Origin of the sequence: Achromobacter xylosoxidans, from assembly GCF_014490035.1 — a bacterium.
GTDB lineage: Bacteria > Pseudomonadota > Gammaproteobacteria > Burkholderiales > Burkholderiaceae_B > Achromobacter > Achromobacter bronchisepticus_A.
The window spans coordinates 883,812-902,016 of record NZ_CP061008.1; the positions used below are offsets into that span (position 1 = coordinate 883,812).

Sequence of the window (18,205 nt, forward strand, 5' to 3'; positions counted from 1 at the left end):
AAGATGGAAGAACTGCTGCCTTACTACGAACGCGAACTGGGCTTTCTGCGCGGTTCGTCGCGCGATTTTGCGCAGCGCTATCCCAAGATCGCCGCGCGGCTCGGGCTGTCTGGCGAAACCTGCGAGGATCCGCATGTCGAGCGGATGATCGAATCGTTCGCGCTGCTGGGCGCGCGCATCAACAAGAAACTGGACGACGACTATCCGGAATTCACGGAAGCGCTGTTCGAGGTCATGTACCCGCATTACTTGCGCCCGTTCCCGTCGTGCTCGGTGGCGCAGTTCGACATGGGCGGCATGGCCTCGCAGCTGACCGCGCCGGTGCGCATGGCGCGCGGCACGGAACTGAAATCGCATCCCGTGCGCGGCGTGGCCTGCCGTTTCCGTACGGCGTACGACGTGACTTTGGCGCCGGTGAGCATCCGCCAGGCCGTATTTGCGGCCACGGCCAACGCGCCATCCGCGGCCAGCCTGCCTGCGGGCGTGACGGGCCGGCTGTCGCTGACATTGGCCTGCCTGGCTGAAACCCAGAATTTTTCCACCCTGGCGGTGGACCGCTTGCGCGTCTACCTGCACGGCGAGCCCTCGTTCGTGGCTGCGCTGCGGGATTGCCTGTTCCTGCGCACCGCGGCGGCCTACCTGGAAACGCAGCCGGGCCGCTGGAATCGCATGCAGGACGTGCCGCTGGCAGAGGTGGGGCTGTCCGAGGACGAAGCCCTGATCGACTTTCCGGCCAGCTCGCACCCTGCCTACCGGCTGTTGGCCGAGTACTTCGCGTTCTCCGAGAAATTCAATTTCGTGGACATCGATCTCGCGGCGCTCAGGCGCGCGGCGGGTCCGGTGCGTGAAATCACCTTGCATCTGGCCTTGAAGGGCGTGCGCGCGGATTCGAACACGGCGCGCCTGCTGGAGTCGGCCTCCGCGGACAATTTCCGGTTGGGCTGCACGCCCGTGGTCAACCTGTTCGCGCAGCGCGCCGATCCCATCCGCGTCACCCATGCGCAGGCGTCCTATCCGGTGGTGGCCGACGCGCGCCGCGCCTATGGCTACGAGATCTATTCGATCGACCGCGTGCGCCAGGTGCGGCAGAACGCGCAGGGCGATTCGGTGGTGGAGTTCCGGCCGTTCTATTCGCTGCACCATGGCGAGACGCCGGAAGGGGCTGGCCACTACTGGACGGCGCGCCGCAATGCGATGGTGGCCGAGCGCAGTCCGGGCTACGAGATGGAACTGTCCATCGTCGACATCGATTTCGATCCCTCGCTGCCGCAGACCGAGACCTTGAGCCTGGAACTGACCTGCACCAATCGCGATCTGCCTTCGCATCTGGCGGTGGGGCAGCCGGGCGGGGACTTGTTCCTGGAAGGCGGCTCGATCGCGCGCGAGATCCGCATGCTGCGCCGGCCGACGCACACCCATCGCTTCCAGCAGGGGCGGGCGGCGCATTGGCGCCTTATTTCGCATCTGGCGCTGAACCACCTGTCGCTGGTCCACAGCGGCCTGCCGGCGTTGAAAGAGACGCTGCGGCTGTATGACCTGTCGCATTCCGCGGTGGCGGCGCGCCAGATAGAAGGGCTGGTCGGCCTGGACTACAAGCCTGCCACGCACTGGATGCCCGGCGAACCATTCGCAACCTTCGTGCGCGGCATCGAGATCCGGCTGACCATCAACGAAGACAACTTCGTCGGCACCAGCCTGCATGCCTTCGTGGCGGTGATCAACCGCTTTTTTGGCCTATACGTGCATGCCAACAGCTTCGTGCAGCTGGTCGTGCTGTCGCGCCGCGGCGCGGAAGAAATCCTACGGTGCGCTCCATGCAACGGCGACGCGATCCTAGCGTAATCGAATCGCTGCTGGCCGAGCCGCAGCGCTTCAAGTTCTTCCAGGCCGTGCGGGTGCTGGAATCGTGGTTCGCGCGGCAGGAAGGCAGCCGCGCGCGCAATGCGGTGCCTGCGCACCTGCGCTTCCTGAACTCGTCTTCGCTGGGCTTTCCCGCCAGCGAGATCGCCGCGCTGACGGCCTATGACAAACAGGGCCAGGCGCTGGAAGACACCGAAGCGCGGCTGGCGGCGCTGGCCGCGGGCAACCTGGGACGGGTGGAGATCGAGCCGGCCTTCTTCGGCCTGTTGGGCGCGCAGGGCGCCATGCCGCTGCACTACACCGAGATCCTGAGCACGCGCGAGAGCTCGCGGCGCGACCGTGGCGCCCGCGCCTTCTTCGACATCTTCTCAAACCGGGCGGCGGCGCTGTTCTACGCGGCCTGGAAGAAGTACCGCATGCCCGTGCGGCACGAGACCGAACAGGACCATCACTATCTGCCGCTGCTGCTGGCGCTGGGCGGCATCGGCCATCCGGCGCTGCGCGACCGCCTGCAGTCAGGGCAGGGCCGGGTGTTCGACGAATCGCTGGCGCACTATGCCGCGGCCGCGCGCCAGCGGCCGGTATCGGCGGCCTACCTGCAGCGCGTGCTGGCGGATTACTTCCAGGTGCCGCTGCGGGTGGAGCAGTTCGTCGGGCGTTGGTATCACGTGCCGCCGCAGAACCGCACGCAGCTGGGCATGCCCGGCGCGGTGCTGGGCGTGTCGGCCATGGCCGGCGACCGCATCTGGCAGCGCGACATGCGCATCCGGCTGTGGATCGGCCCCTTGTCCAAGGACGCTTTCACCGATTTCCTGCCCGGCGGCGCGCGCGCCCAGGCGCTGGAGAAACTCCTGACCATGTTCGGCGGCATGAGCTTCGAGTACGAAGTGCGGCTGGTGATGGCCAAGGAAGACGTGGGCGGCAGCGTGCTGGGCGAAGGCGGCGGCGCGCGCCTGGGCTGGAACTCCTTTCTTTGCACCGAGCCGGTGGCGTCGGACCGCGATGACGCCAGCTACGAATTGCACACCATCCATTGAGACTAGACGACCTGGAATATGGCCACACCCTTGAAGACCCTGATTGGAAAGCTCAACCAGACCTGCCGCCAGGCGGCCGAGCGCGCCGCCAGCCTGTGCATGGCCCAGGGGCACTATGAGGTGGACCTGGAGCACCTGTTCCTGGCGCTGCTGGAAAAGCCCGCCAGCGATTTCAGCATCGTGGCGCGGCGCAGCGGTATCGAGGCTTCGGTGCTGGAAGCGGACCTGAATGCCGAGATCCGCGGCTTCAAGAATGGCAACACGCGCACGCCGGTGTTCTCGCCGCATCTGCCGCGGTTGTTCGAACATGCCTGGCTGATCGCTTCGCTGGACACGCAGACCACGCGCATCCGCTCCGGCCATCTGCTGCTAGCCTTGCTGACCGAGCCCGACCTGGCCCAGTTGGCGCGCCGCGGGTCGCGTCTGTTCGAATCGTTCAGGCTGGATGAACTGAAGCATGATTTCACCGCGTTGACGGCCGGCTCGGAAGAGGCGGGCCAGTCGGTGGCGTTGGGCGACAGTCCGGCGGGCGACGCAGGGCAGGATGGCGCGGCTCCCGCTGCCGGCCTCTCCAAGACGCCGGCGCTGGACCAATACACCGCCAACCTGACCGAGCGCGCGCGCGAAGGCAAGATCGATCCGGTGATCGGCCGCGATGCCGAGATCCGCCAGATGATCGACATCCTGACGCGCCGCCGCCAGAACAATCCCATCCTGACCGGCGAGGCTGGCGTGGGCAAGACCGCGGTGGTCGAGGGGCTGGCGCTGCGCATCGTGGCGGGCGACGTGCCGCCGGCGCTGGCGGACGTGGCGTTGCGCACGCTGGATATGGGCCTCTTGCAGGCCGGCGCCAGCGTCAAGGGCGAATTCGAGAACCGCCTGAAGAACGTGATCGACGAGGTCAAGCAGAGCTCCACGCCCATCATCCTGTTCATCGACGAAGCCCACACCATGATAGGCGCGGGCGGGCAGGCGGGGCAGAACGATGCCGCCAACCTGCTCAAGCCGGCATTGGCCCGCGGCGAGCTGCGCACCATCGCCGCCACCACCTGGAGCGAGTACAAGAAGTACTTCGAGAAGGACGCCGCGCTGGCCCGCCGCTTCCAGGTCGTGAAGGTGGAAGAACCCAGCGAGGAGCTGGCCGCGAGCATGCTGCGCGGCATGGCGCCGCTGATGGAACAGCATTTTGGCGTGCGCGTGCTGGACGAGGCCATCGTGGCCGCGGCGCGCTTGTCGCACCGCTACATCAGCGGCCGCCAACTGCCGGACAAGGCCGTCAGCGTGCTGGACACGGCCTGCGCGCGCGTGGCCCTGGGCCGCAGCGCTACGCCGGCGCTGATCGACGACGCGCGTCATCGCCTCGCGCGCCTTGAGACCGAGCGCGCCGCCTTGCGCCGCGAAGCCGCGGCGGGCGCGGCGCAATCCGCGCGCCTGCGCGAGCTGGATCAGGAAATGGACGCCACGCGTGCCGCATTGACGGAAGCGGAATCGCGGCTGGCGCAGGAAAGCGAGCTGGTCAGGCAGATCCACGCGCTGCGCGAGGAATTGGAGGCGGCGGGCGTGGAAGCCGCGCCGGAGCCCGCCGGCAAGCGCCGCTCGGGCAAGGCGGCCGAGCCAGCCGCCACGCCAGGACAGGCGCAATTGGCCGAACTGCAACAGCAACTACGCGCCTTGCAGGGCGAAGCGCCGCTGGTGCCGGCCTTCGTGGATGCGCAGGTCATCGCCGAGATCGTGTCGGCCTGGACCGGCATCCCGCTGGGCCGCATGGTCAATGACGAAATCCGTACGGTGCTGGAACTGCAGCCCTTGCTGGCCGAACGCGTCATCGGCCAGGACCATGCCTTGCACGCCATTGCGCAACGCGTGCGCACCGCGCGCGCCGGCCTGGAAGACCCAAACAAGCCCAAGGGCGTGTTCCTCTTCATTGGTCCGTCGGGCGTGGGCAAGACCGAAACCGCGCTGGCCGTGGCCGACGTGCTGTATGGCGGCGAACGCAAGCTGGTCACCATCAACATGAGCGAGTACCAGGAGGCCCACAGCGTATCGGGCCTGAAGGGCTCGCCGCCGGGCTACGTGGGCTACGGCGAGGGTGGCGTGCTGACCGAGGCGGTGCGCCGCCAGCCCTACAGCGTGGTGCTCCTGGACGAGATCGAAAAAGCCCATCCCGACGTGCTGGAGCTGTTCTTCCAGGTGTTCGACAAGGGCGTGATGGACGACGCGGAAGGCCGCGAGATCGATTTCCGCAACACGCTCATCATCCTGACCTCCAACGTCGGATCGTCGGCCATCATGCAGGCCTGCCTGAACAAGAGCGCCGAGGAACGGCCCGACCCCGAGGCCTTGCAGGAACTGTTGGCGCCGCAGCTGTACAAGGCCTTCAAGCCCGCCTTCCTGGGCCGCATGAAGACCATCGCCTACTACCCGGTGGACGACGACGCGCTGGCCCGCATCATCGCACTGAAGCTCGGCCGCATCGCGCAGCGCGTCCAGGCCAACCACCGCGCCGTGTTCGAATGGGACGAGGCGCTGGTGGAGGCCGTGCTGGCGCGCTGCACCGAGGTGGATACCGGCGCGCGCAACGTCGACCACATCCTGAACGGCACGCTGTTGCCGCAGATCGCTGAACAGGTGCTGGGCCGCATGGCGCAGGGCGAGGCCATCGCCCGCATCCGCGTGACCGCCGGCAAGAACGGCGATTTCCGTTATCGCCTTGCCTGACGCCGGAGCCCGACATGCCCATGGATAATGCCGGCCTTTCCCGAATGTCGATCGCGTCGGTAGACCAGGCCAACCGTTTGCTGGACCTGCGCACGCCGCTGGGCGCGAACCGGCTCGTCGCGGAAACGCTGTCCGCCACGGAAACCCTGTCGGACGGCGCGTTCCGGCTGGAACTGACGGCGCTGTCGGACGATGCCGGCATCCCCTTGTCTGAACTGCTGGGCAAGCCGGCGACGCTGCGTCTGCAGACCGCGCTGGGCCGCGAACAGCCCCGTGTCTGGAATGGCTACATCATGGCGGCCGAGTTCCAGGGCGCCAACGGCGGCCTGGCGCGCTATGGGCTGACGCTGGAGCCCTGGCTCGCCTTTCTGCGCGCGCGCCGCGACAGCTTCGCCTATCAGGACAAGACGGTCATTGAAATCGTCGACAGCATCTTCGGCGACTACAAGGACCAGGAGGGGCTGGCGCCGCAATGGCGTTGGGTCGTGAAGGACCGCGCCGCCTACCCCAAGCGCAGCTTCACCGTGCAGTACCGCGAAACCGATCATGCCTTCGTCGAGCGCCTGCTGGCTGAAGAGGGCCTGTTCTACTGGGTGGAGCACGAGGCCGGCGAAGGCGACGGCAGCCATACGTTGATCATTGCCGACCACAACGGCGCCTTCCAACCCGGCCCGCAGGCCAGCGTGCGCTTTGCGCGCGCCGACGTCACGGAGACCGAGGACAGCATCCAGCAATGGAGCCGGCGCGCGCGCTGGCAGACCAATGCGGTGCGCATGGCCAGCTGGGACTACCGCAGCGCCCAGGCCAGGCCGGTGGCGGCGCAGGTCGATGGCGGCGCCGCGAAGGGCGCAATGGATCTGGTCGTCAACGACTATCCCGGGCAGTACGCCTACGAGGATAGCGCGCAGGGCGAGCGCCTGGCGCACATCGCGCTGGCCGCGCTGCGCGCGGGTCAGGATAGCTGCGAAGGCGCGGGCACCGTGCGCACGCTGGCGCCGGGCCAGCGCTTCGAGCTGACCGGGCACTACCAGCAGGGCGGGGCCGCCTATGTGGCGATCGCCGTGCGGCACGAGGCCCGCAACAACTTCGACGAGGACCTGGGCCGCGCCGTGCGCGAAGCGCTGGGCGAGACCGGTCCGCAGGCAGCCGACGCCGACTTCTACCGCAATACCTTTACCTGCATCGGCATCGACACGGAATTCCGCAAGGCCACGCGCGACGGGCACGGCGAGCGCCTGCATCCGCGGCCCACCGTGTACGGCGCGCAGACCGCGCTGGTGGTGGGCGCCGAGGCGCCGGTGCATACCGACCGCGACCACCGCGTCAAGGTCCAGTTCCATTGGCAGCGCGGCAAGGCCTCCAGCAGCCGCCTGGAACATCCTTCGGGTGACGAGAACGCGCCCGCCAAGGACGAACTTGGCACGTGGGTGCGGGTGGCGGAGTCCGTGGCGGGCGGCGACTGGGGCGGGAATTTCGTGCCGCGCGTCGGCCAGGAAGTGCTGGTCGAGTTCCTGCACGGCGACATCGACCGCCCCGTGGTGGTGGGCGCGCTCTACAACGGCGCAGGCGCCGAGGACGCCGCGCACAACCAGGTGCAGGGCGGCGCCGCCAACGCCACCGGCAACGCGCCCGCCTGGTTCGCGGGCGGCGCCGACGGCCATGCGCACAATGTGGTGATGTCCGGCTTCAAGACGCAGGCGCTGGCCAGCAGCGGCCAGGGTACCGGCGGCTACAACCAGCTGGTGCATGACGACACGCCCGGACAGTCGCGCCTGACGGCGTCGACCACGCAGGCCGAAAGCCGCCTGAACCTGGGCCATATCAAGCAGCAGCGCGACAACGAAAGACTGCAGGACCTGGGTCACGGTGCGGAACTGTCGACTCGCGAGGCCGTGGCGGTGCGCGGCGGTTCCGGGCTATTGATCAGCGCCGACCTGCGCGGGAACGCCGAGGGCGCGCTGCTGGACAGCTCGGAAGCGGCCAAGCAGATTGAGCGGGCGACGCGTTCAGCGGAGGAACTGGCGCAGGCGGCAACGCGCCAGAAGGCCGTGTTGGAAGGCGATCCGCAAACGCTGCCGGCGCAGGACGCCCTGAAGCACGTCCTGGAGGTGATCGACGCCAAGCAGGACGCGCCCGAGGGCAAGCCAGTTGCCGCCTACAGCGAACCGCAGCTCCAGGTGAGCGCGCCCAGCGGCATCGGCCAATACACACCCGCCGACGCATTCCTGGCGGCCGGCGCGACGCTGTCGCAGGTGGCGCCGGACGTCAACTGGATCAGCAGCGCCAACCTGGCGGTAGGGGTAGTCGGCGGCGCGGTGTTGTTCACGCTGGGCCGCAAGGCGTCTGGCGACAGCCCGGTGCAAGGCCAGGGACTGCTGCTGCATGCGGCGGGCGGCAAGCTGCGCTTGCATAGCCAGGACGCCAAGATGACGCTGTCCGCTGAAAAGGCGGTGACCTTTGCCTCGGCGCAAGCTGCCGTGAAGGTGCAGGCCGCCAAACGCGTCTTGGCGACCGCGGGCGGCGCCTATTTGCGGGTGGAAGGCGGCGGGATCCAGCTGCACGCGCCGGGGAAGGTTGAGTTGAAGGCGGGTGTGCATAACTGGGCGGGGCCGCAAAGCGCGCCCTTGCAGCTGGGGCTGCCGGAGGGCGACTTCGAAGGATGCCAGCTGAGAATGCAGAGCGCGGCGGCTTCGGGCGCGGCGGCGGTTGAACTGTAGCGGCCAGGGGCGGACAGATATGGGGCCATTCACATCGGACATTCAACTGGGAGAGGCGCTGCAACGGCTGGCGGCGTCCCATGGGGAGTCGCGCTGCTGCTTGCTGCTTGATCCGCTGTTGCGGCCGCCTGAGGAAGATTCCGAATGGCTGGGCCTGGCCGATGAACTCGATGCGCGGACCACTTCGGTCCGGCTTGCGCATCGGAATGTCGATTCCAAGGCTTGGCCTCGGCTCGTCTCGCTGGATCTGGCGCGCGCCTGCGACGCCGATATCAGCCGGGTGGCGGCAGGCATGGCGATCCGGGATTGGACGCCGGAATCCCTGCGGCTGGGCCTGGGGCGCCGCATCGGCGGCTGGATGTTTGGCGCAACGGATGCTGCGGCCTTGGCGCACCACCTGGGCCGGGCCATGCTGCAATCGCGGCCGGACGGAGGCCGCTCCCTGTTGCGCTTGCAGGATCCCGCTGTGCTGGATCTGGTATGGAACCTGGCGACTCCAGGGCAGCGCCAGGCATTGCTGGGGCCGATGCACCTGTGGGTGACGGTCGACCGGTGGGCGCGCCTGGCAAGCTATGGCAATGGCGCTGAGCCGGTGCCCGGCCTTCGGGATATCGGTCCGCTTCAGTTCGACTCAGACCAATGGAGCCGCATTGAGACCTCTGCCGCCATCAACCGCGCGTGGCGCGTGGTGGCTGGACAGGCTGCGGCCATTTCAGACGAAACATTGGCGCAGGCGGCGGCATGCGTGCGGCGCGGGGCGGCCAGGGGATTGCTGGATCCGCGCGACTGGGAGGCCATGGCCATCCGCGCGCTTACGGCGCACCCTGCATTCGATCAGCATCCCAGGCTGGCCGCGCTACTGGATGCCCGCGAGCCGGATGTCGGCTTTGCCAGGCTCGTCATGGATTTGACCGAGGCGGACTGGACGGCGATCGCCCGCGATTGCCGGCAGTCGCGCCCGGCGCATCACCAAGTTAGGGAAGAAGAATGAGTACGGCTTGCAATGTGTGCAAGGCAGGCGGCCTGCCGATACTGCCGACGCGTTACGCCGTGGTGCCGGCGGGGTTTCCGGCGCATGCGCTGGACGGCGTAAGTGGCGAACGCGTGAAGGATGTGCCGCTGGACAGCGAACAGTACAAGTACGTGACCCGCACGCTGCGCATGGGCTTTCTCTACCTGTTCTACGAGAAAGGCCCGCAGGGCGCCAACTACTGGGAAGTCTATTCCGTGACGGCCGACGGCATGCTCTGGCGTTGCGACGACGCGGACAGCGCCCGGTTGCAGCCCGCGATGAAATGCGCGAACCAGGGGCACAATGGGCTGCGTATGCATTACATCGTCATAGAGAAGCCGGAACAGTGCGGCAAGGTGTGGCTGGCCTATAGCGAACATAAATGGAGCCCGCAGACCCGCGCTCGCTATGAAAAGCAGGAGCACCGCGCATCGCGGATGCAGGCGATCGAGCCCGCCGTCTGGGCGCAGGGCCGCTGCGAGGCCAAGAATCACCAATCCATACTGGCCGTCGAGTCGAACTTCAAGAAGATCCTGGAATACGGCGACCACCAGTTCAGCGGATTGACGGGCGAGCCGCCCTGGCTTCCGTACACCGGCCTCGATCGCCAGCGCAAGTTGAGCAATGTCGACGGGTCTTTCGACGAAACAACGCTGAAAGAGCAATTCACGAAGACGCCCTGGTATCCGCGCAACCGGCCGCTCGGCGGCCTTGTGGATAAGACGCTTGAGCTTTTGCTGGCGCAGATGCTGGATAAATGCGGCGATCCCACGATGGGCGTCAGCTATTGGCCGATGAGCTTGGCGCTGTGGGACGCCATCGGCATCGCCGACGAGCTCAACGGATACTGCAATGACGCGCTGGGCGCGATGGCGCGGTATGGCGAGGAACGCGCGTTGCAGATTACCGCGGCCAGCAACATCGAAGGCGCCAAGGCGGCGCTGGAGAATAAGGCCGACGACGCCGCAAGGCGCACGGCCGAGGCCGTGCAACTGGGGCAGCGGGGCGGCAACCGGCACTACGAGGTGATGCGCCGCAACCAGGTCATCAGTCAGCACGTGCCGGACATGAAGGGCAAGCAGGCATTCGCCGGGCTGGAGAACGAGCGGTCCAATGGCGTGATAACGGACGCCGAGTACCACAGCCGCCGTCGCGTGCTGCTGGACCAGTATGTCCCGGCGGCCAATAGGGCGCAGGCAGAGGCGGATTTCAACGCCTATGACGCGGAGATCGTGCAGGCGGACGAGACGCGCGCTCGGAATCTGGAGAATTACCGCAAGGACCAGGTCGCGCATGCCTGGGATCGCTACACCGACAATGTCGATTGGGACAAGCTGAATCGCTTCAAGAGCAACTACGAGAAGTTCCAGGAGATGGCGACTACGCTGGCAAATACCAGGACAGTGGAACTCATCAAATGGCTGGAATGGGGCCTTCTGTTCGATACGCTGGAGGACTATAGCGAGGAAGTCGAGGATGACGGCCACGAGTTCATTGAAGTGGTCGGCGACCTGATCGAAGGCATCGGATCCAGCGCGGCGGGAGCCCAGTATCTCAAAACCTTGGTGGAAGAACGGCGTGACGCAGGGGACAGGAAGTCCCTGTTCTGGCGCGCAATCGCCGCAAACCAGAAGCAGCTCAAGCCTGCGGTGACGAGCGCCCTCGATGAAGCCGTGAAGGGCAAGGAAACGCCATTGCCTACGGGTCTCGGTGTCGTCGAACGAGTGCTCAGCAACCTGAAAACCTTCTCGGGGTATTACAAGAGGGCGGTGTCCCTGGTTGGTGAAAGCAAGGTGGAAAAGCTGGGGCCATTGCCGCGCGCTTTGAAAAATGCCGGCATCGACAAGCTGATGATGACGGTGGGCGATACGGCTTTCCGCTGGTTGCAGCTGAACCGCGTAAGCGATTTCGTCGGTGAGAAGATCGTCCAGAATCTCTTTTTGTTGTCCACGGGCATCAGCGACGCCGACGCCTTGGCGCTGGTGAGAGAACAGGCCCGGTCCGAAGGCGTGGCGCGTCAGGTCGCGCTACAGCGATTGCGGACTGCGCGCACTTTCCTGGAAGCCAACGAGGCCATCGCCAAGGAACCCAGCCACAAAGTGCTGCGGGACATGTGGGGCAAGATGCGGCCGGCTACTGGGCGCAACGGGGCTACCACCATGCGCATTACGGTGGTGGTGGGATTGATTGAAATTTGGAACTTCAAGAAGCTCATTTCGGCGACCGACAAGACGGCTACGACCTATGCAAAGCTGGTCGCGTCTACGGCCACCTTGAGCGCCGCCGTGATTGATATCGCTATCGTGCCGTATCAATTGGCGGGGAAAAAAGCATACGGATTCCAGAAATGGAAATTGGTCGGGGGGATGTTGGGCGCCGGCGCGAGTTTTATCGGTGCATCCATAGATTTCAACGAAGCCATGGAGCGCAGGGAAAAGAAGCAGTACACGCTAATGGTGCTGGTCGGCATCAAGTCGGCCATAGGCTTTGTCGCAGGCGGGGCCGCGGTGATCACGGCAATATCGACTTCTGCCTCGTTGCTGAAGATCGTGGGACGGCGCGCAGGTATGAATGTGATGGTGGTGGCTGTGGATGTGGTTGCGTCGCGGATGGCGATAGCTTCATTCGCTCGTGTGCTTGGTATCCTGGTGGGCTGGGAGATCGCGATAGTGTTGGTGGGTATTCAGCTGCTGGTCTGGTACTTCACGCCGAATGCACTGGAAGAGTGGTGTGAAACCAGCGCGTTTGGCCGTCGTACTTTCGGCAAACCTCAGGACGAACCGAAGAAGCAGGAGGAAGGCTTCGTCGCTGCTCTTGCTGATGTGACGTGATTTGATGTGAGGAATGGAATGACCAATGAGCTCAATGGAAATGTCCGAAAGATCTCTGGAAAGATCACGGAGCTGAAGAAGTCCCGTCGTAATCGGGACTTTGTCCTGAGCCAGATTGGCGGTGACGTCGGAGCGTCCGCGGTATCCGCCGCGCTGGCAGGCATGGGAGGGGCGGGTATCGCGATTGCCTCGATCGATAGTTCGGAGAGCGCCGACTTCGTGGAGTTTTCACTGAACGGCGAACCCGTTCAGGGTTGGTTCTGGCGCTTCCCCTTTCAAGAAGGGGACGACGTGGAGCTGGTCGCCGAACGTGGCGAGGGCGCCTGGAGCGCCTATGGCGTCAGGCGCGAATCGGATTCCTTGGTGGCGGTGTATCCCCACTGCTTTGAAGGGCGCAGATCCCACTATCTGTCCACGTTCCGGTTCTGGGGCATCATCGTCGCGGTGATTTTTGGATTCATGATGTGCCTGGATGCGGTGTTTGCCTTGTTCAAAGGCAAGTTCAGCATCGCGGGGCAGCTTGAGGCCTATGGCATTTATGCCATGTACCTGTTGCCGGCCTTGCTCGTCGTGTTCGGCTTCCTGGCCTGGCGGGCGGGGCGCAAGACGGAAGGCTTCGCGCATGTCGCGGAAATGATCTTCAAGGGATTCGGTTGGAGCAATCCCACTGGGATCAATCTGCGCGCAATATCCAAAACAAAGCGGCGGCAGGGCGATGGCAAGGACTACGGCCTGCGCTATTTCAGATACTGACGAGGGAAATGCCCTGAAGAAATTGCGCAGGCCTATCCACGGGCTGATACCGGTCGCGCCGCAACCGAGCCGGCGAGTTCTGGAGCGTTGAATGGATTACACGGGGTTGATGCGCAAATTCCCCAACGACCGGCCGCTTGGGGACTTCGACCGCGAACACCGCTTGCAGCAGAAGAAACGGCTGGACGTGCCGCTGGCGGCCGATTCCTGCGTGGTGAGGATGAACTCCAACGGCCTGGTCTTGGTGGACCGCTGGTACGCCTACCGGGGCATGCTGGCGCTGATGGGGCTTGTCGGCGTGGCCTTCGGCGTGGGCATGATCCGGGAGTTGGCTTGGGCCCTGGTGGACGGGCTGCCCAATGAGAACGGGCTTTGGACGGCGGCTTTCATCAGCATGGCGATGGGCGCTGCGTTGGCGGCGGCGGGCGCATGGGTCGCGGGCAAGGAGATGTTCCGGTGGACCTACTATCCCATCGCCTTGGACCGCAAGCACAAGCTGGTACACGTGTTCCGGCTGGACGGAACGGTGCTGACGGCGAAGTGGAACAAGCTCTACTTCACGCTTGGAGGAGGGGTCGACGGGTTTCAGCACCGGACCTGGGATGTCCGCGGCCTGATCCTGGACGCGGATGGCGTGACGGTCAGGGAGACATTCGCGTTCAGCTCGGTCACGTACCGGGCCGAAGATGCCTATTCCCATTGGGAGTTTCTGCGCCGCTACATGGAGGACGGGCCGCAAGCCGTGCAGGACGCGGTCTTGCATTGCGTGCCGGCCGACGGCAAGCCGGAGACCTTCGCCCTATCCAGGCAGCGCGCCTTTGCCGAGGATGCGCAAGGTCCTGGCATCCTGTCCCTGCTGATGATGCCGTTCAATTTTCTACACGCCATCATGCGCTGGGCGGTGATGCACACCAGCAAGGTGCCGACGTTTCCGCCGGAAATCGAGGCCACGCTGCAGCCAGAGCCGGAGGACGAGTATGTGCAAGATGCCTCGACGAATCCCGCGTACTCGCGCTAGGGGATTTCATCGGGCGGCGCGGCCGCCCGGATTTGCGCTAGGATTACCCCGACCTTTCCGCCCCTCCCCCTGGAGCCCCCCGCATGACCGACCTCAGCGCCTTTCCCATCACCAAGAAGTGGCCCGCCCGGCACCCCGACCGCATCCAGTTGTATTCGCTGCCCACGCCCAACGGCGTGAAGGTGTCGATCCTGCTGGAGGAAACCGGGCTGCCCTACGAGGTCCACCGGGTCAGCTTCGACGCCAAAGACCAGTTTTCGCCCGAATTCCTGTCGCTCAGCCCGAACAACAAGATCCCGGCCATCCTCGATCCCAACGGCCCCGAAGGTAAGCCGCTGGGCCTGTTCGAGTCCGGCGCCATCCTGATCTACCTGGCCAGCAAGGCGGGCAAGTTCCTGCCGGCGGACACGGCGGGGCGCTACGAGACGCTGCAATGGGTCATGTTCCAGATGGGCGGCATCGGCCCGATGTTCGGCCAGCTGGGCTTCTTCCACAAGTTTGCGGGCAAGGACTACGAAGACAAGCGTCCGCGCGACCGCTACGCGGAGGAGTCCAAGCGCCTCTTGAACGTGCTGGACCAGCGCCTGGAAGGCCGCGACTGGGTGATGGGCGACGAGTACACCATCGCCGACATCGCTATCCTGCCCTGGGTGCGCAACCTGGTGGGTTTCTACGGCGCGGGCGACCTGGTGGAGTTCTCGCGCTTCAAGAATGTCGCCCGGGTGCTGGAAGCCTTCGTGGCCCGTCCGGCGGTGGCCCGGGGCCTGACGATACCGGCGTAGGCGATGCAGGCCGCGCGGCCGCCGTCAGGGCGGCTGCGGGCCTCGGCAAGCCCGCAGCCGGCGGGCTTGCGGCAAATCAAACAAGCCCGCAAGTTATATGCTTTTCGGTCATTAACTTATTACTGAAAGGCGTAAGCTTCCTCCATAAGCTGGACAGGCCGTACGAACACCCCGACGTGCATGCTGCCCAGCGTGCAACGGAGGGCAGTAATGAAGAGGATCGGGATCAAGGTCGCGGTGGGTCTGCTGGCGGCTGCGGGCCTGGCCATCGGCGGCGCGCAGCTGCTGACGGCAAATCGCAAGGCCGACGTGGCGGCGTCCGTCGACATCAACGACAGGCGGCTGGCCGAAGCCGGCGCCTACATTGCGCGCACGGGCGATTGCGTGGCCTGTCACAGCGTGCCCAATGGCAAGCCCTTCGCGGGCGGCCTGGCGATGCAGACGCCGGTGGGCACCATCTATTCGTCGAACATCACGCCCGACAAGCAGACGGGCATCGGCGGCTATAGCTACGCGGATTTCAAGAACGCGGTGCAGCACGGCATCCGCAAGGACGGCACGCCCCTGTATCCGGCCATGCCGTATCCCTCGTACGCCATCATGCCGGACGCGGACGTCCAGGCGCTCTACGCCTACTTCATGTCGCAGGTCGAACCGGTCAACCAACCTAGCGCGGATTCCACGATTCCGTGGCCGCTGAACATGCGTTGGCCCATGGCCTGGTGGCAACTGCTGTTCGCGGGCAAGCGCGAGTTCGCGGCCCCGGCCGGCGCCGATGAAAGGCTGGTGCGCGGCGCCTATCTGGTCGAAGGCCCCGGCCATTGCGGCGCCTGCCACACGCCGCGCGGCCTGGCCTACCAGGAGCAGGCGCTGTCCCTGGCGGACGGCGACGCCTTCCTGTCGGGCGCCGTGATCGACGGCTGGCGCGCCAAGAGCCTGCGCGGCGAGGCCCAGGGCCTGCAATCTTGGAGCGCGCAGGACATCGAGCTGTTCCTGAAGACCGGCCGCACCGACAAGGTGGCGGCATTCGGCGCGATGGCCGATGTGGTCGAGCACAGCACCCGCCATTTCACTGATGGCGACCTCGCCAGCATCGCGGCCTACCTGAAGCAATTGCCCGCGGCCGGCGGCAAGCTCGCCGCCTTCCCGCCCAAGGCCGACGGCACCACCGCGTCCCTGCGCGACGGCCGCTACGACTCGCGCGGCGCGGTCATCTACATGGAGCAATGCGTCGTGTGCCATCGCGCCGACGGGCAGGGCATGCCGCGCATCTTCCCGGCGCTGGCCGGCAATTCGGCGGTGTTCGCGCAGAACCCGCAATCCATCATCCAGATCACGCTGGAGGGCGGCAGAATGCCGTCCAACGACATGGACGCCATGACGTTCGCGATGCCGGGCTTCAAGCATCTGAGCGACCGCGATATCACGGACGTGATCAATTTCATCCGCACCGGTTGGACCAACCAGGCGCCCGCGATCGGCGAGAAGGATGTCGCGCATATCCGCGAATTCCTGGCCAGCAAGAAGCCGAACATCGGCGGAGGCAAGCATGAGTAAGCACATCAGGATCGCCGCCCTGCTGGCGGCAGCGGTCGCCGTGGGCGGCTGGACGGCCGCCACGGCCGAACCCGAGGCCGCGGCACCAGGCGCGCGCAGTACCTTTCCGGTGCTCGACAAGGACGGCAAGCGACTGCCGGACTACACCATCCCGCCCGACACCCAGATCGCCGCGCAGCCCAACGCCGAGCAGATCAACTACGGCAAGCGCCTGCTGACCGAGACGCGCCGGCTGTTGCCGCAGAACACGGGCGCCAGCCTGAACTGCAACAGCTGCCATGTGCAGGGCGGCAAGAAGCCCCTGGGCGCGCCTTACATCAACACGGTCAATTCGTTCCCGCAGTTCAATCCGCGCGCCAACCGGGTGGTGACGCTGGAGGACCGCATCAACGGCTGCTTCATGCGTTCGATGAACGGCAAGCCGCTGGAAAAGGACTCGGCCGAGATGAAGGCCATGATCGCCTACATGAAGTGGCTGGCCCAGGATGTGCCGCACGGCGCAAAGGTGCAGATCGAGAACGCCTGGCCGATAGACACCAAGCTGGTGCCCGACCCGGTGCGCGGCAAGAGCCTGTACGCGGCCCAATGCGCGTCTTGCCACGGCGCCAACGGCGAAGGCAAGCGCGACCGTTCCGGCGACATTGCGTTCCCGCCCCTGTGGGGCGAAGAGTCCTTCAACATCGGCGCGGGCCTGGCGCGCACCTACAAGGCGGCTGCCTTCATCCGCAACAGCATGCCGATGGGCGTGAATACGCATGGCAGCTGGGGCGAAGGCGGCGTGCTGTCCGACCAGGATGCGGTGGACGTGGCAGAGTACTTCACGCACATGCCGCGCCCCGACTTCGCCGGCAAGGACAAGGACTGGCCGCAGGGCAAGAAGCCGAAGGACGCGCGCTACTGAAGCGTTGCGGCCCAGCCTCTACAATCGGCCCTGTCATCCCTTACGGAAAGCCGGGGCCGCCCATGGAACTGCGCCAACTGCGTTACTTCGTCCGCGTCGTGGAGGCGGGCAGCATCGGCCGCGCCGCCCAGTCCATCGGCATGGTGACGTCGGCGCTCAGCCAGCAGATCAGCCGGCTGGAGGGCGAGCTGTCGACGCGGCTGCTGCGGCGCAGCGCCAGCGGCGTGGAGCCCACCGATGCGGGCCTGGCGTTCTTCCGCCAGGCGCAACTGGCGCTGCGCCACGCCGACGATGCCGTGCACGCGGCGCAGCAGGCCAGGCTGGCGGGCCACGTCAGCGTGGGCCTGCCTTCCACCACCGCCGCCATCCTCGGCGCGCCCTTCGTGCAGGCCATGAACGAGCGCTATCCCGACATCCGCCTGCATCTGGTCGAGGCGCTGTCGGGCCATCTGAGCGACATGCTCAATGGCCGCATGCTGGACCTGGCCATCGTGTTCCAGGCCGAATCCGCGCGCCGCTTGCGCGTGACGCCCTTGCTGGACGAGCCGCTGTTCCTGCTGGCGCGGCCGGACATGGCGGGTTTGCCTGCGGGCGAGAGCACGCGGATCGAGGCCATCGCGCATTTGCCGCTGGTGCTGCCCAGCGGACGCCACGGGCTGCGGGCGCTGGTCAACAACGCGTATCAGCAGTCGGGCCGCACGCCGCTGGTGGCGGTGGAAGTGGACGGTCTGCCGGTGCTGATGGACGTGGTGCAGCTGGGGCACGTGGCCACCATCCAGCCCAGTTCCGCCATGGCGCGGATCGCGCCGGGCCAACTGCACATGGCGCGCATCGACGACGCGCACCTGTACCGCCCCAATCTTTTGGCCAGCCTGTCCGAGGACGAGCTGTCGCCCGCGGCGCTGGCCGCGCGCCTGGTGCTGGCCGATGTGTCGCGCAGGCTGGCGCGCGAGGGCAAATGGCCGGTGGTGGCCCTTCACGATTCATGAAGACCTGTTGACGGCTGGCTGATATCGGCG

At 66.0% G+C, this 18,205-nt stretch carries 12 protein-coding genes; all 12 read left to right on the top strand.

Going from position 1 to position 18,205, the window contains the following annotated elements; all coding sequences use genetic code 11:
• The first annotated feature begins 3 nt into the window (after nt 1–3).
• Nucleotides 4–1,842: a type VI secretion system baseplate subunit TssF gene (gene tssF, locus IAG39_RS04115; protein WP_059371481.1), complete on the top strand. Its 1,839-nt coding sequence runs from the start codon at nt 4–6 to the stop codon at nt 1,840–1,842.
• Nucleotides 1,806–2,897, top strand: coding sequence for a type VI secretion system baseplate subunit TssG (tssG, locus tag IAG39_RS04120; protein ID WP_165867759.1), 1,092 nt, complete (start codon nt 1,806–1,808; stop codon nt 2,895–2,897). Before tssF ends, tssG begins: the two co-directional genes overlap by 37 nt.
• 18 nt (nt 2,898–2,915) lie before the next feature.
• Nucleotides 2,916–5,615, top strand: a complete 2,700-nt coding sequence (tssH, locus tag IAG39_RS04125) for a type VI secretion system ATPase TssH (protein WP_118931414.1) — start codon at nt 2,916–2,918, stop codon at nt 5,613–5,615.
• Nucleotides 5,616–5,629: 14 nt separating this feature from the next.
• Nucleotides 5,630–8,332, top strand: coding sequence for a type VI secretion system Vgr family protein (locus tag IAG39_RS04130; protein WP_118931413.1), 2,703 nt, complete (start codon nt 5,630–5,632; stop codon nt 8,330–8,332).
• A 100-nt stretch (nt 8,333–8,432) separates the two neighbouring features.
• Nucleotides 8,433–9,323 (top strand): DUF4123 domain-containing protein, encoded by an 891-nt coding sequence (locus tag IAG39_RS04135; RefSeq protein ID WP_165867758.1) that lies wholly within the window; start codon nt 8,433–8,435, stop codon nt 9,321–9,323.
• Nucleotides 9,320–12,175, top strand: a complete 2,856-nt coding sequence (locus tag IAG39_RS04140; RefSeq protein ID WP_124260333.1) for a T6SS effector BTH_I2691 family protein — start codon at nt 9,320–9,322, stop codon at nt 12,173–12,175. The genes IAG39_RS04135 and IAG39_RS04140 overlap by 4 nt, the downstream gene beginning before the upstream one ends.
• A gap of 18 nt (nt 12,176–12,193) precedes the next feature.
• Complete coding sequence (locus IAG39_RS04145; protein ID WP_124260332.1) at nt 12,194–12,928, top strand: putative type VI secretion system effector; 735 nt, start codon at nt 12,194–12,196, stop codon at nt 12,926–12,928.
• 91 nt (nt 12,929–13,019) lie between these two features.
• Nucleotides 13,020–13,946: a DUF6708 domain-containing protein gene (locus IAG39_RS04150; protein WP_118931409.1), complete on the top strand. Its 927-nt coding sequence runs from the start codon at nt 13,020–13,022 to the stop codon at nt 13,944–13,946.
• Between the two features lie 83 nt (nt 13,947–14,029).
• Nucleotides 14,030–14,728 carry a glutathione S-transferase N-terminal domain-containing protein gene (locus tag IAG39_RS04155; protein WP_118931408.1) on the top strand — a complete coding sequence of 233 codons (699 nt, stop codon included), beginning with the start codon at nt 14,030–14,032 and terminating at the stop codon, nt 14,726–14,728.
• A 210-nt stretch (nt 14,729–14,938) separates the two neighbouring features.
• Complete coding sequence (locus tag IAG39_RS04160) at nt 14,939–16,285, top strand: c-type cytochrome (protein ID WP_059371272.1); 1,347 nt, start codon at nt 14,939–14,941, stop codon at nt 16,283–16,285.
• Complete coding sequence (locus tag IAG39_RS04165; RefSeq protein WP_118931407.1) at nt 16,278–17,186, top strand: c-type cytochrome; 909 nt, start codon at nt 16,278–16,280, stop codon at nt 17,184–17,186. The genes IAG39_RS04160 and IAG39_RS04165 overlap by 8 nt, the downstream gene beginning before the upstream one ends.
• 62 nt (nt 17,187–17,248) lie before the next feature.
• Nucleotides 17,249–18,175 carry a LysR family transcriptional regulator gene (locus tag IAG39_RS04170; protein ID WP_059371274.1) on the top strand — a complete coding sequence of 309 codons (927 nt, stop codon included), beginning with the start codon at nt 17,249–17,251 and terminating at the stop codon, nt 18,173–18,175.
• Nucleotides 18,176–18,205 lie beyond the last annotated feature (30 nt).